The sequence below is a fragment of the Bifidobacterium sp. CP2 genome, assembly GCF_018555635.1.
Classification (GTDB): Bacteria; Actinomycetota; Actinomycetes; order Actinomycetales; family Bifidobacteriaceae; genus Bifidobacterium; species Bifidobacterium saguinibicoloris.
Genome location: NZ_JAFEJX010000022.1, coordinates 1 through 15,232, shown reverse-complemented (window position 1 = coordinate 15,232; position 15,232 = coordinate 1). Strand labels below are relative to the sequence as shown.

General features: G+C 57.2%; 8 protein-coding genes, 1 pseudogene and 1 CRISPR repeat array. Of the genes and pseudogenes, 1 reads left to right on the top strand and 8 read right to left on the bottom strand.

The window, feature by feature from the left end:
* Nucleotides 1-142, top strand: a pseudogene (locus JS531_RS11185) (IS110 family transposase); the annotation flags it as partial.
* 138 nt (nt 143-280) lie between these two features.
* Nucleotides 281-2,582: a CRISPR direct-repeat array (repeat unit 33 nt; unit sequence ATTTCAATCCACGCCCCTCGCGAGAGGGGCGAC).
* Nucleotides 2,583-2,882: 300 nt separating this feature from the next.
* Here the strand turns inward: JS531_RS11185 and cas2 are convergent.
* The 8 genes from cas2 to ileS all read right to left on the bottom strand — a co-directional run bounded on the left by cas2 (nt 2,883) and on the right by ileS (nt 14,594).
* Nucleotides 2,883-3,173 carry a CRISPR-associated endonuclease Cas2 gene (gene cas2, locus JS531_RS10795; protein WP_214315860.1) on the bottom strand — a complete coding sequence of 97 codons (291 nt, stop codon included), beginning with the start codon at nt 3,171-3,173 and terminating at the stop codon, nt 2,883-2,885.
* Nucleotides 3,174-3,181: 8 nt separating this feature from the next.
* Nucleotides 3,182-4,213: a type I-C CRISPR-associated endonuclease Cas1c gene (gene cas1c / locus JS531_RS10790; RefSeq protein WP_214315858.1), complete on the bottom strand. Its 1,032-nt coding sequence runs from the start codon at nt 4,211-4,213 to the stop codon at nt 3,182-3,184.
* 27 nt (nt 4,214-4,240) lie between these two features.
* Entirely contained in the window at nt 4,241-4,927 is a 687-nt protein-coding gene (gene cas4 / locus JS531_RS10785) for a CRISPR-associated protein Cas4 (protein WP_214315857.1), read from the bottom strand.
* Between the two features lie 63 nt (nt 4,928-4,990).
* Entirely contained in the window at nt 4,991-5,854 is an 864-nt protein-coding gene (gene cas7c / locus JS531_RS10780; RefSeq protein ID WP_214315855.1) for a type I-C CRISPR-associated protein Cas7/Csd2, read from the bottom strand.
* Between the two features lie 118 nt (nt 5,855-5,972).
* Nucleotides 5,973-7,895 (bottom strand): type I-C CRISPR-associated protein Cas8c/Csd1, encoded by a 1,923-nt coding sequence (locus tag JS531_RS10775; protein WP_240542193.1) that lies wholly within the window; start codon nt 7,893-7,895, stop codon nt 5,973-5,975.
* A 2-nt stretch (nt 7,896-7,897) separates the two neighbouring features.
* Nucleotides 7,898-8,614, bottom strand: coding sequence for a type I-C CRISPR-associated protein Cas5c (gene cas5c, locus JS531_RS10770; protein WP_214315853.1), 717 nt, complete (start codon nt 8,612-8,614; stop codon nt 7,898-7,900).
* Between the two features lie 10 nt (nt 8,615-8,624).
* On the bottom strand, nt 8,625-11,036 hold the full coding sequence (gene cas3, locus JS531_RS10765) for a CRISPR-associated helicase Cas3' (RefSeq protein WP_214315851.1): 2,412 nt from the start codon (nt 11,034-11,036) through the stop codon (nt 8,625-8,627).
* A gap of 261 nt (nt 11,037-11,297) precedes the next feature.
* Nucleotides 11,298-14,594 (bottom strand): mupirocin-resistant isoleucine--tRNA ligase, encoded by a 3,297-nt coding sequence (gene ileS / locus JS531_RS10760; RefSeq protein WP_214315849.1) that lies wholly within the window; start codon nt 14,592-14,594, stop codon nt 11,298-11,300.
* Nucleotides 14,595-15,232: the final 638 nt, after the last annotated feature.

Sequence of the window (15,232 nt, the reverse complement as noted above, 5' to 3'; positions counted from 1 at the left end):
CATCGCCTACTACAACCGCAAACGCGAACAAGGAAAACACCACAACGCCGCCGTCATCTGCCTCGCCCGACGCCGCTGCGATGTCATCTACAGCATGCTCAAGAACGGCACCCTCTACCAGGAACCGGCCCTCGCCGCCTGAACACCACGAAGGACGAACACACCAGCCGCCACCGGCAAGGCGAAGCACGCCCACGACAACCAAACAAAACCCGACACATCAACCCCCTACGGAATTGACAAAAACATAGGAACACCCCCCAAGGGCCTCACGTTCGAGATTTCAATCCACGCCCCTCGCGAGAGGGGCGACGGGGTGGGAGCGGAGATGCCGGTGATGGATGCTATTTCAATCCACGCCCCTCGCGAGAGGGGCGACCGGAGGCGTGCTGGACTACGGCAACCGGTTCGCATTTCAATCCACGCCCCTCGCGAGAGGGGCGACGGATGCTGATCACCCCCTTCCGTTGTTTCGTCGGATTTCAATCCACGCCCCTCGCGAGAGGGGCGACGTCGGGCGCGTCTGACGAGCGCGTCCTGGATGCGATTTCAATCCACGCCCCTCGCGAGAGGGGCGACTTCGTGGGCTCGGGCCCATCGCGTCCGCGCGCGTGATTTCAATCCACGCCCCTCGCGAGAGGGGCGACGTTCGCACTGTTCGCATAACCACAACCCAACGGAAGATTTCAATCCACGCCCCTCGCGAGAGGGGCGACCCCAAGCCAAACGACGCAGCCACCAACAGAAAGGATTCAATCCACGCCCCTCGCGAGAGGGGCGACGTCGGGCGCGTCTGACGAGCGCGTCCTGGATGCGATTTCAATCCACGCCCCTCGCGAGAGGGGCGACCTTCGCCTGGTCGAGGTCTTCAACTTCATCGGCATTTCAATCCACGCCCCTCGCGAGAGGGGCGACGGCATGTCGGTGGATGAATCGGCGAACAAGACCAACATTTCAATCCACGCCCCTCGCGAGAGGGGCGACTGCCGATGAGAAGCAGCATGATGCCCAGGAGAGATTTCAATCCACGCCCCTCGCGAGAGGGGCGACCTGTCCGGCGGCGCCGGAGCATACCCGCCGGTCGATTTCAATCCACGCCCCTCGCGAGAGGGGCGACCAGGTCCATTTCCGGTTGACCGACCCGCAGGGCATTTCAATCCACGCCCCTCGCGAGAGGGGCGACGGTGACCTTGTTCGCGCTTACGACGGTGATGGCATTTCAATCCACGCCCCTCGCGAGAGGGGCGACGGTGGTCCAGGAGGCTCAATCCGTCCCATCGGAGATTTCAATCCACGCCCCTCGCGAGAGGGGCGACGAGACGATTCTGTGCTACGCTGTCGCGTGTAATCATTTCAATCCACGCCCCTCGCGAGAGGGGCGACCCCGTTCGGACGCGCCCTCGTCGTCCAGTTCGGAATTTCAATCCACGCCCCTCGCGAGAGGGGCGACGCCTTGCCGGCGCAATCGGCGGCGCACTAGCCACATTTCAATCCACGCCCCTCGCGAGAGGGGCGACGTGCTTGCGTTTCGCCATGATGGTCCTTTCTAATTTCAATCCACGCCCCTCGCGAGAGGGGCGACCGACAGAAGTAATCGACGCCATAATGACAGCGAAATTTCAATCCACGCCCCTCGCGAGAGGGGCGACACGTCGGCTTGACGTGCTGGGCGTATTTCTTGAATTTCAATCCACGCCCCTCGCGAGAGGGGCGACGGCGTTCGTGGAACGATGGCGTGGCCGTGGTGATATTTCAATCCACGCCCCTCGCGAGAGGGGCGACCTGGTAGGTGGTGTCGATGTCCGTCTGGTCCTTATTTCAATCCACGCCCCTCGCGAGAGGGGCGACTGTACGCTGTATGCAGTTCATGAACATCGTCATAATTTCAATCCACGCCCCTCGCGAGAGGGGCGACCAGGACGACCGTCGTCCATAGACTCAAGAACGGGACATTTCAATCCACGCCCCTCGCGAGAGGGGCGACCGGTGACGGTCACATAATTCGGCGTGGTGGTCTTATTTCAATCCACGCCCCTCGCGAGAGGGGCGACCGGTCCACGTCACCGTACGCGTTCAACACGTTCAGATTTCAATCCACGCCCCTCGCGAGAGGGGCGACGTGACCTTGTTCGCGGAGACGACGGTGATGGCATTTCAATCCACGCCCCTCGCGAGAGGGGCGACTCCGTGACGCCCGCGGGCGGCGCGACGGCCGTATTTCAATCCACGCCCCTCGCGAGAGGGGCGACACCATCGCCTGGCGCTTCTCGACGTCGTCGATCTCATTTCAATCCACGCCCCTCGCGAGAGGGGCGACGCAGGCGGTGAGGTTGCCGGGGTTGTGGTCGGGATTTCAATCCACGCCCCTCGCGAGAGGGGCGACGCGTTCGGTCCATGGGTTGCGGAGCCGCAGGAGATTTCAATCCACGCCCCTCGCGAGAGGGGCGACCGACCGCGCCGGCCGCGTTGGACAGAATCGACTTATTTCAATCCACGCCCCTCGCGAGAGGGGCGACTCTTGGATATGGGAAGACGTTGCGAGATCGACGATTTCAATCCACGCCCCTCGCGAGAGGGGCGACCGCGAAAATGGACATCCTGTTCCGACATACGGAACCGACGTCCGTTCTCAATGCTGATTGTAGCGAGAAACCGGCCGCAACCCCGCGAAGGATCACATGACGACTCGCGAATTGGCCGCGAATCATCCGCTCTTGAATTATCAAGCGTCCGGGGAAGACGAATAGTCGTCTCCGCAAACTCATTTCGCAGGTGCGAAAGGTCGGGGATTCCATGAGCGCTTGTCACTCGCACCGGCTATCCGATGTCCCGACTGGCCATCGACGATCCCAATCAACACGTGAATCCGTGGGACTCCCCCATCAGAGCATCATCACCCCATCGACCGGAACGTGTCTGCACCTGCCGTACTGCTCGATTTTCGAGGAGTACCGGGAACCGAGGTTATAGTAGCGCAGACTATCGTACTTCTCATCCACGATTGCCGCCAAATCGTGTTTCAGCGTCAGATAGTCGGACGGAGTCACCGAACATTCGAAGACACTGTTCTGTACCCGTTGTCCGTATCTCATGCAGATTTTGGCCACGAGTCGCAGCCTTCGTCTCCCCGCCGATGTCTCCGTGTTGACGTCGTAGGTCACGACCACCATCATCCCGCACCTCATTTCCACATGAACGGAGGATACGCATCCAGATCGCCTCGGATCACGCGGCTCAACAACAACGCCTGCGCGTACGGGACCAGTCCCCACGGCATCTTTTCGCCGAGGAATGGATGCGTTAGCGTTTCCTGCTTGCGCTTCTGCCATGCGGCGAGCACGCTCTTGCGCCCTCCCTCGGAGAGGAATACGCCTCCGTTCTCACGAACCTCGAATTGAGACGGTTTGATCGCACCCGTGTTGATCAGTGTCAGCGCGAACCGATCGGCGATGGCCGGTCGGAACTCCTCTACGAGGTCCAAGGCCAGGGACGCTCTGCCAGGCCTATCGGTATGCAGAAACCCCACATAGGGATCGAGGCCCACTCCCTGCAATGCTGAAGCGCAATCACTGGTCAACAGCACGTATACGAATGACAGTAAAGCGTTCAGCCGATCCAGCGGAGGTCGTCGGCTACGCTCCTGAAAGAAGAAGTCATCCTTGTTACGCAGAATCAAATCGTCAAAGGTAAAGAAGTACTCCTTCGCAGCCAGCCCCTCCATGCCACGCAGCCCGTCGATAGATGAACACTCGTCGATATGCAACAGGAATTGCCTCAGTTTCTCGCTCTGCGCCGCGATGCGTTCGCTGTTGACGCGCAGCGCATGATCACGTTTAGTGCGTTCAAGGACCCAACGGCAGTTGTATATTTTCCCGATGATGAACGACTTGGCGAACGGTAAGGCCTCATTCTCGGCATCCGCGAAACGGAACTGTTCCCGTCGGAGAAGCACATTGCGGTTCTTCTCCCCGAGTATCGAACAGTAGTACCGACCTCTTGGAGAGAAGAACGACAATTCAACGCCGAATTCGGCGCATTTGCCCATCAGTTCCGGAGAAGCTCCTTTATAAGAGAAACTCATGATGCTTTCCAAGGAACGAAGCGGAATCTTCCCCAACAGGGAATCCCCTTGCCGCACGACGACATTGTCGTTCTGCAGGGACAGATAGGCGTCTTCACTGGTCACATACAGCGTATTGAGCAGTTGCTTCATCGTGGATCATTCCTCTCTCGGGCGAGGTCATTCCCCGTCTTTCATTTCCTCCTGCATCAATTCCTCTATGAATCGTTTGCCGGATTGCGTAGCGGTCGGTTTCGGCAGACAGATGTCGCGCAGCGAGCATGCGAGACAAGACTTCGACGGCCTGACCTTCGGCGTGTGTCCACGCTGGAACAGCTCGTGCATCTCACGCGCCATCGCAACAACCCGTTCCCGCAGCGACGTGTCAAATCCGACCTGCTCCCGCCGCTTGATTTGTTGGTAGAACAGCGCTCCCTCGTGAATGGAGCATGCCAGCATCTCCTCCAAGCACATAGCCTCGGCGCACAACTGAAGCCTATCCGCATCCTGCTGCTTGGGCTTACCATGTTTGTATTCCACAGGATAGGGCAGCCAGACGCCAGTTCGTCCATACAACGTCACGCCATCATCGGACCGGCGGAATTCGACCACGTCGCACGCGCCAGTGATGCCCATTCTCCGCGAGAACACGCGCAGGTCACGCATGATGAGCAAATCACCGCGCATCTCCGATTCTCCGTAATCATGCGCACGATCATGTTCCAAGGAACCGGCGGTCGTGAGATAGTTGTCGTTCCACTGCTGCTCGATGTGGATCAACGCCCACTGCCGCCGACAGAACGCGAAATGCTGCAAGCCGGAAAGAGCCAGCCAGTCATCTTCCGGATACTCAGTTGATCTATTCATGACATTCCCTCTGATGACTGAATCAAGCGTCTGGAAGCGGTACCGAGGATACGGTAAAGCGGTTCAGCGACCGTCAAGTACTTCAAAGTGCAGGTCAGGAATCTCAGCCCGGTCAACATTAACGTGGCCATCGGCTGCAACATTCACAGAACGATGGACCTTAGCCGTCGAATACTGCCCACCCTTGCAATCGTGTGTGAACCACACTAACTTAAGCACCTCCATTGATCCCGCCGGACGCGCAGAGCTTTCGTCGTTCTCGAACAGAGTAAGCAGAGCCTTCTTGATCATCTCCGCATCATCATCGGAGAACCCGGTTCTCTCCGCAAGTTGAGGGCTGATACTGCCACGAGTCACATATACCGCGCGACCAGAGACGCGGTACTTCATGCCCATGGTGTCAGCCGACTTTACATCGTTCTCGGTGGTTTCGCTGTTCACAGACTTTGTAATCTGGACATCGTCAATCGAAATCTCGTCCAACGAGAAAGCAGGCTGTATGGAAACTGGCCCGCGGATACCCAAAGAGACTGAATCGGCGCCGCTGTCCTTGCCGTTCTTCCGAGCCTTTTTGTAGGCGAACACCTGACCAAAAGCACGAACATCGAACCACTGCTCGCAGACTTTTCGAGAGAGCACACTTTTTTGATTCTGTTCATCTTTGTCCAGTGTCTTCAAGAACGTCTGCATACGCTCAGACAATGAGTGTGCCCCGTCATCGGCGCGATCGGCAGACTGTACGAAAATAAGTTCTCCTGCATCTTGCAGGCGATTACGGATCTTGCGCTTCAACGCGACATCAGAAACCTCTCCCCGCCCATCGGAAGTCATGCGGGGACGATTGCCTGACAACGGATCGCCATTCGGATTGGCGTTCTCCACAGAGAACACCACCACGAAATCAATCTTGTTCTGCAAAGTGGTCATGGGTCATTCTCCTTCATTGGTTTCGGTGGTCTTGGATTTGTTCCCCTTATTGCTCGCCTGATCCATCAGATATTTGCGCTCATGGGAGTAGCCGAGCAGGAACAATGCCGACAGAGCATCATTTTTTTTCGAAGTCTCCTGGTTTGAATGCGTTAATCACGCAGTCGACATCATCCTGGAAGCCTTTCGCGACCGATGGCGATTGTGTGTAGGCGTTTTTCAGGTAAGGTTGAAGCTGGCTCCATAGATTACCCCAAGTGACGAACGGTTTTGTCGAAAAGCTGTTCATCAGCCGTATCGCGTTCGTCGCTCTGCTTGATGCGCCACTTCTCTTCCGCTGATTTAGCAATACCCTATATTCAAAGTTGTCTGCGAGTGCCAAAAGCCGACCGTATAGGTAGTCCCTATCCCTGCGGTTGTTGTCCAATTCCAGTAAAGACATCGGATTCCTTTCTGCTTCGGGGAAACGTCGCCGTTCCTGTTCGATGAAGTGTTTTCTCCACATGCTGCATGCGACTTCGAAGTCACGTCGCCATGTCGTCTCGTTCTCTCGATAATCCTTCCCGTCGGTATAGCTTTGCGGCCGAATGACCCGGCGGAATGCGGCATGCAGTAACGATTGCGGCAGACAATTGTTGCCGAACATGCATTCAACGAGCTTCTTCTTGACCCTTTTGCCGAATTTGGTATATCCATCCTTGCTGCAATCATCACTGTCATATACGCAGTTAATGATGTCTTCGAATGACGGAGCACCAACGTAACTGATCGTTTTAGGGTCCGAGACTGGATTTCCTTTTCCTTCTCTCACTCCCGAGCAGTCACCGTCGGTTGACAATTGGAGGGTAAGGTTCCATGCAGAATCTTCATGCCATCGAATCACGTTTTCGATGTATTCGTCTTCAGCCAATTCTCGATAAAACGTAACACCCAGCCTTCCAGTAGTTGCAGCATCGAGAATCAGAACAGCAACACGACGACCATGCTCTTCAATCGCATCTAAAGCACGCCGCCCCCCATATCCTCTCAACAATTTGCTGAAGCGTTCAGCATAATTGACGGCTGCTCGAGAATGGGCATCACTGAGCTTCTCGCCATCGGTCAGAGCATCATCTTTCGGCTCATCATCGGCATAGCAGCAATTCAATAGATCCTCATAGACATCGTATGAGTTGCCAGAGTAATCGACGATTTGCTCAGTCGGTTGCCTATCAATCGCCCATACCACAATGTCCTGCGTATCGGTAAGCGTCCCGTTGTTGTTCACCAACCAACGCAATGTCGTGTGGACTTTCTGCGAAGTCAACGCGTCAATGCTCAATGCCTCATATCGATCGATAAATCTCCCACGGAAGGTGAAGTTCTTCTCGTCGTCAGAAGAGATTAGTTTGGCATTGCCATTGATACCAACGATATTCTTCGGGAATTTATAGGAAGCTTTACGTAAATCCTCTCCCAACATATCAACTCCGCTACACAGTCCGCGAGGTTCCTCATGTTGTATCCAAAGAGTCTGAATTTCGGAATCCATCCAGATTTCAGGAACATGGTCCTTGCCCCATACGATGAATCGTACGCCAAGATTCTTGTCTTTGTTTTCGTGAATTTCCACTTCCTGGGCGCGCGCATCGTCAATGACGCTATGTTCAGCAAGATACAAGTAAATGGCATTCAGCTTGACATTGCCCCCCTTCCATTCGGCAAGCTGATTCATGTATTGACGATATTTTACTTCATCGTACTTGCTGTCGATATATTTCAGCTTATCGCACAGTGGGTGAGGAGGAGCATTGGTCGATGAGCGACTAGCTGATTGTTCCGTACATGGAATAATGATATCGAAAGCCTTATCGTCTTTCTTAATGTCTTTCAATTCACCATGTTGGTTGATAGTGACACACAACTGCGACTTCATTGTCATATGAAACGCAGGTAGCAACGCCTTTATCGCATCTGGCGCTCCATCCGAGTTAATAGGAACAATCCCAGTGATGTCCTTTATCTCATCATAAGTTTGCAGCAGACTTGACCAGAGACTCATGTTCACTCACCCTCTAGGCTCATATTCTCGCCAATTACAAAGTTCTTAATCGACTGTCGTTCCCGAATCGTCCGGCAATCAAGTTTGTCGGAATCCGGTCGCTCGAACTCGATGATACCGTTACACATAATCGGATGCCAGAAACGAACGATGAAATCATGGTTCGAATTCTCGTCGGGATATGTGAAGCCATGCGCCATGTAGCCCATATCCCATTCACCATACTCATCGTAGAAACCAGCACCTGCGCCGAACTCGCATGGTTCAACATAAGCCTGACACTCCCGTGTTCCAAGAAAAATGTCACGCCGTCCTCCACGTTCCACAGCACGCCTGGCAATGTTGTGATGCTTGTTTTCGTCTCTATCAGGCATGAGGTCACGGCGCTGCTCATTCCATTCGAAATGGGCAAGCACTTGGTATCGAACATCCTTGAGATAGGTGTAATATGACAGCTCGTTCCTTTTCTTGGCCTTTGGCTTTATCAGAATTGACCGGATGCCTTTCCCCTCGGTCTGTATCTTGTTCATCACACGCACAGCGTCGATAACCCACACCAGCGTAGGCTTCCAGTAGATACTTTCCGTAATGCCTTTCAAAGCCTGGTAGGTGGGCACCTGATACGAGATTTTTTCACCACCGATTCGCGTGGCCGCATCCGAGAAAAGCGCATAGTCCCCGTATACCTCGTACTCAATTGAGTTTCGTTGTTTCCGCATAATCACCCGCTTACATAGCAAGAAGAGGCATATCCGCGTTTAGCACGACACCGTACTCCGGACTGTAGTTCTCCTTGTTCAGCACTCTGATGCCGAATTCCTCATTGACAATGCTAATACGTCCACTTTCATTCAGCGTTTTGAATTCGTTGTCGAACAGTGACACTGAATAATCCTGCAACTGCCTCAATGTCCTAATTTGTGTGGCCAAATCCCCCTTGTCCAGTTGATCAATCAGCTCCATCGCCTTTCCATACTGTACCACCACATCCGTGGTCTCCTTGGCAATGACATGGAAGTCATCACTCACTGTCTTGAACGCTTGGGCGAATACATGTGTATACTTCTGCTTCTTTCGATACTCATACTCCTTCCGCCGGCTCCAATTGGTCGACAGCAGCTCATAGGCGGTCTCGCCGGTACTCATCTTGCAATCCATCATCTCGCCCTTCTGACGATCCAGATAGAACCGATAATATTCGGTGATCATCGTTTCAGACATCAGATCGGCATCAGGATAAGCATGAACGAGCTGCTGAGTGATGGTCTTACCGAGTTTGATGTCCCGCAGACGGTCAAGCCCCTGTTCATCCGCAATCGGATATACATAGACATTCTTCGGCTCTTTCGATTCTCCGTTGCGATTGCAACGCCCTGCAGCCTGGAGAATGCTATCGAGTCCCGCCATCGCACGAACCACGCAAGAGAAAGACACATCCACACCAGCCTCGATCAACTGGGTACTCAGACAGATGACGGGACGATTTCTTTCGAGAGACATCCGTAGTTCCCGCAAGCGATCCTTCCGGTGCCGACCACACATGGATGTACTCAGATGCACCATGGCGAACCGCTTGTTCTCATCAAGAGTTGCATTCAATCCGCTGATTTTCTCGTACAGTTTTCTGGCCTCGGACCGTAGGTTGACGATCGCTAGGCAGTTGCCGTTCTCTTGGGCTTTATCAAAAATAATCGAAGCCAGTTCATCGATCGTCACCGTCTCCGACGATGCGATGATATTGGTGCGACGCAGTTGCTCCGCATAATCGTTTGATCGTCCGATCAGATCGGGGCTATCGGAAAGCAGCAGATTCTCACGCTCTGTGCATTCCAGTAACGGCTGTGTGGCCGAGCAGAGCAGAATCGTAGAGTCCAGAATATTGGACAGGAAGTTCACTATCTCATTGAACAAGTTAATCGTCTTGGTGGGAAGCGCCTGTATCTCGTCGAAGATGATGACACTGTCCGACATGTTGTGGAACTTGCGCAACTTCGACGCGCGTGCCGACATCACGGTTTCCAGGAACTGTACCATCGTCGTCACGATGATTGGGTTGTCCCAACGCTCAGCAGCGAGTCTACGCCGTTGCTCTTGCTGTTCGTCGTCTTTCATGACGCTTGAATAGTGTTCCAACAGCACTTCGCTGTCATCATTCTGCAGGTCGAGGAATTCACGGAAGACATCCACGGTCTGCGAGGTGATCGACAGGTACGGAATGACGTAGATGACATGTTTTTTGCCGGTCTTCTCCGCATGATGCAGTGCGAACCGCAATGACGCAAGAGTCTTGCCGCCGCCGGTCGGTACACCAAGCCGATAGATGCCTGTTGCCCGCTCGCTGGATTTGAGGCAGTCCTCGGATATCCGCGACCGAATCCGGTTGATAGACTTCGACGTGTCCAATTCACCGAGATGGGCCTCTAGGCGTCGAATCAGCTCCGCCCAGTCCGGAGTATTCGGCGTATACGGCTGCCGCGACTCAAAATGCGCAGCATCCAATCGATCCGCATCGACAAGTCTGGAATATATGTATTTTTCGTACAGCCCCATATAGAAGTCCATGGAACTACGTGCCTGCCGCTGCGAATGCAGTCTAGAGGCACAGGACCCCATCAACCGCAACAGTTCTCCCGACTCGGCGATGCTTTGCGCGAAATTGCCCTGTATGTTGAGATCCAAGGAGGGCACATGGCCGAGCACCTCTTGATAGTGGTAACGTTCTTTCGCTTTATTATCTTCAGACATTTTGTCAAAGAACGGGCTGTCCCCTTCGAAGCTGATGCAATCCGGCAGACAACCATGGTGGTTTGCGATAGCCAGTTCAAGCATCTCCTGAGTCATACCTCCCGCAGGACTGTCAACGAGTTGATCATTGATGGTGAAGGCCCCCTGCCACGCATGAATCACCTCGCCACGCCGCTTGTCGCCATACAGTAGGTAACTCTGAAATGCTCGGGCGGCTTTCCCCTCATCGTGCAGCAAGCCCGCCGTACGAGCGGTTACGACGCTACGGGATTCGAAACCCGCCGCCAGTTCACCGGCATTATGCAAATGGTCAAACAACGCCTGCACATTATCGTCATCATCCTTACGCGCCAATAGCTCATCCGTGGAGCTTGTCCCGATGCCGTTGCCCTCCATTGATGGTCTCCATCCGAAGTGATGAATAATCTACGTTGCTCATTCCAATGTAAATTTACCTCCAGCGCACCGGTAAATATCTACCGGAAATCGCCAAACAAAAATCCGGATGTCTTGTTTCCAAGACATCCGGATTTCTCAATATCGGCTTAATCAAGCCAATTTATCGGCGTGTCGCACATGTTGCGCACATCACGCGCACATCACGCACGTGTCGCACGTGTCACGCACGCGCTGCGATCATCACCGCAATCGCAAGCCTCACGCCTTCGCCACCTCGGCCGCGAGCTCCTCGCCCGAGACCACGTCGAACGCGTCGGCCTTGGTCTCGGCGGCGATCAGGTCGCGGAACTGCTCGACCTTGGCCACGGCGTCGGCCGGCACGGTGAGCTTGAGCGCGATGCGGTCGGCCACGTCGAAGCCGGCGGACTTGCGGGCGTCCTGCACCACGCGGATAGCGTCGCGGGCGTAGCCTTCGGCCTCGAGTTCCGGCGTCAAGGCGGTGTCGAGAATCACGAAACCGCCGGTCGGCAGCGCGGCGGACACGGACACGGCCTCTTCGGCGGCGTCCTTCTCCTCCACGCGGTTGATGAGCTCGTATTCACCATCCTCAAGCGCGATATCGCCGGACGGCGTCTCGACGACAGGAGCGCCGGTCGCCGCATCCACGTGCCAGGCGCCGGACTTGGACGCCTTGATCGCGAACTGGACGTCCTTGCGCAGACGCTTGCCGGCGACGCGCGCGTTGACGCGCAGCTCGTGCACGATCTTGAGCCCCTGCGAGGCGGCGTCCTCGAGCGTGCAGAACTCCACGTCCTTCACGTTGAGCTCGCTCTTGAGCACTTCGGCGTAGGCGCGCACGGCGTCCACGTCCTCCGCCACCACGGTGAGCTTGGACAGCGGCTGGCGCACGCGGATCTTCGCGGCCTTGCGCAACGAGAGGGTGCCGGAGACGACCTCACGCACCTTCTCCATCGCGGCGACGAGCGACGGATCGTCGACGAGCACGCGCCCCAGTTCGGTGTCCTCGCCGGTCTTCGCGTCCACCACGAACGGCCAGTCGGCCAGGTGCACGGACTCTCCGCCGGTGAGGCCGCGCCACACGGATTCGGCCTCCATCGGGGCAAGCGGCGCGAGCACGCGCATGAACGCCTCGAGCACGGTGTACAGCGTGTTGAACGCGTTCTCATCCTTGGCGAGGAAGCGGTCGCGGCTGTTGCGGATGTACCAATTGGTGAGCACGTCGATGAAGTCGGAGACCGCATCGCACGCGTCGGAGATCGCGAACTCGTCGAGGGACTTCTCGGCGGCGAGCACGAGACGGCGGGTGCGGGCCAGCAGGTAGCGGTCGAGCTCCGGCAGGGCGGCCACTTCGTCGGCGCGCAGCTGACGCGCGTCGTAGCCGGCGGCGTTCGCGTACAGCGTGAAGAAGTAGTAGGAGCTCCACACGGGCAGCATGACCTGGCGGACCGTGTCGCGGATGCCTTCGGCGGTGACGATGAGGTTGCCGCCGCGCAGGATTGGGGACGACATGAGGAACCAACGCATCGCATCGGAACCGTACTTGTCGAACACGCCGTTCACGTCCGGGTAGTTGCGCAGGTGCTTGGACATCTTCTGGCCGTCGGAGCCGAGGACGATGCCGTGGCAGATCACGTTCTTGAACGCCGGACGGTCGAACAGGGCGGTCGCCATGACGTGCAGCAGGTAGAACCAGCCGCGGGTCTGGCCGATGTATTCGACAATGTAGTCGGCAGGGAAGTGCTGTTCGAACTTCTCCTTGTTCTCGAACGGATAGTGGAACTGCGCGAACGACATGGAGCCGGATTCGAACCAGCAGTCGAGCACGTCGCTGATGCGGTGCATCGTGGACTTGCCGGTCGGGTCGTCCGGGTTCGGACGGGTGAGGTTGTCGATCCACGGACGGTGCATGTTGATGTTGCCGTCCTTGTCGCGCGGGTAGTCGCCGAAGTCACGCTTCAGCTCCTCGAGCGAACCGTACACGTCGACGCGCGGGTGCTTCGGGTCGTCGGACACCCACACCGGGATCGGGGAGCCCCAGAAGCGGTTGCGGGAGATGGACCAGTCGCGCGCGTTGGCGAGCCACTTGCCGAACTGGCCGTCCTTCACGTTCTCCGGAATCCAGTTGATCTGCTGGTTGAGTTCGAGCAGACGCGGCTTGATCTTCGTGACGGACACGAACCAGGAGCTCACCGGCTTGTAGATGAGCGGCGTGGCGCAGCGCCAGCAGTGCGGGTAGGAGTGGACGTAGCTCTTCTCCTGGAAGAGGATGGCGCGGTGCTCTTCCGGAATCTCGGCGAGCGGGCCGGACTGGTTGCGCAGGTCGCGCAGGATCGGCTTGTTCGCGTCGAACACGAAGAGACCCTCGTATTCCGGGCACTGCGCGGTGAAGCGGCAGCCTTCGTCGAGCACGTCGGTGCTCTTGACACCCTTCGCGTTGAGCGTGTTCATATCGTCCTCGCCGTAGGGGGCCTGGTGGACGAGGCCGGTACCTTCGACGGTGTCGACGTAGTCGGCGGTGAAGATGGTGTAGCCGTTCGGGCCGGGCACGTTGCCTTCGGTCTCCGCCTTCTCGCCGGCGAAGTACGGGAAGACCGGCCAGTAGCGGCGGCCCTCCAGCTCGGAGCCCTTGAGTTCGCGCACGATCTCGTAGTTCTCGCCGAGCTCCTTCTCGTAGTGCGGCAGCAAGGCCTTGCCGAAGTAGAACTTCTTGCCCGCGTACTTGCCTTCGGTGGGCTTGACCTCGACGTAGTCGATGTCGGCGCCGACGACGATGGCGAAGTTGGTGGGGACGGTCCACGGGGTGGTGGTCCAGAACACGGCGTAGGCGTCCTCGTCGCGCAGCTTGACGGCGACGGAGACGGTGGTGTCCTGACGGTCCTGGTACACGTCGGCGTCCATGCGCAGCTCGTGCGCCGAAAGCGGCGTACGGTCCTTCGGGCAGTACGGCAGCACGCGGTAACCCTGGTAGGCGAGGCCCTTGTCGTACAGCTGCTTGAACGCCCACATCACGGATTCCATGTACGGGATGTTCAGCGTCTTGTAGCCGTGCTCGAAGTCGACCCAGCGGGCCTGGCGGTGCACGTAGTCCTGCCATTCGCGCGTGTACTTGAGGACGGAGGCGCGGCAGGCGTCGTTGAACTTGTCGATGCCCATCTTCTCGATCTGGTCGACCGAGTCGATGCCGAGCTCCTTCTGTGCTTCGAGTTCGGCGGGCAGGCCGTGCGTGTCCCAGCCGAACACGCGGTTGACCTTGCGGCCTTTCATGGTCTGGTAGCGCGGGATGACGTCCTTCGCGTAGCCGGTCAGCAGGTGGCCGTAGTGCGGCAGGCCGTTCGCGAACGGCGGGCCGTCGAAGAACACGAACTCGTTCTGGCTGTGGTCGCCGGAGGGGTTGCGTTCGACGGACTTGTTGAAGGTGTCGTCCTTGTCCCAGTAGTCCAGGACGGTTTCCTCCATGTGGGGGAAGCTGGGGTTCGGCGCGACGTGCGCGGTTTCGCCGCCCTCGTTCGCCTTCGGGTATACGTTTTCGCTCACCGTTGTTCTCCTCGGTGTTCTGTGTGCTCTGGTCCACCGTGGGCGGCATCGGTCCGTGGACGTCGAAGGCGCGTTCCGTGCGCCGGCCGTGATCGGAGTGGTCTTCCCGCGGCCGGAGCCTTCATGCTCCTTCGGCGCGACGTTCCGTCGTCGCTCCCGGCTACGAGGACGATGCCCGCCTCACGACGTTCCCGTCGTTTCGGCTTGGCACCGCGGTACCACCTCGCTTGTCGCAGGCGTCTGGTCTCCCGGACGTGCGACCGCTTGAGTTCGGCTGTGTCGGGCCGATCCCGTCGGTTCTACTGGGTGCGGGACGCATGTGGTTGCGCATCGCGCCGTTCTTCCGAAGGCTCCCCGCTGATGACGGATCGTCGCCTTGACTTCGGTTCGCATCGTAGCACGCCGCATGCCCGGCGCAAGACGCGTCTCAGGCGCGGCACCTCGATTCGCCGGTTGCGCCGGGCGTAACGCCGGACGCAACACCGACGCTCATCCGTGTCGTCCGCCTACCGCCCATTACCATGTTTGGTAGGTCCCGGTGGTCGGGGCCGGGTCGCCGGTTCCGGTATGACTGTCTCGCCCTGTCGTTGATGATCCGGGGGGTGTTGTCGCCGGGAGCGGGGGCATCCGATGACCGC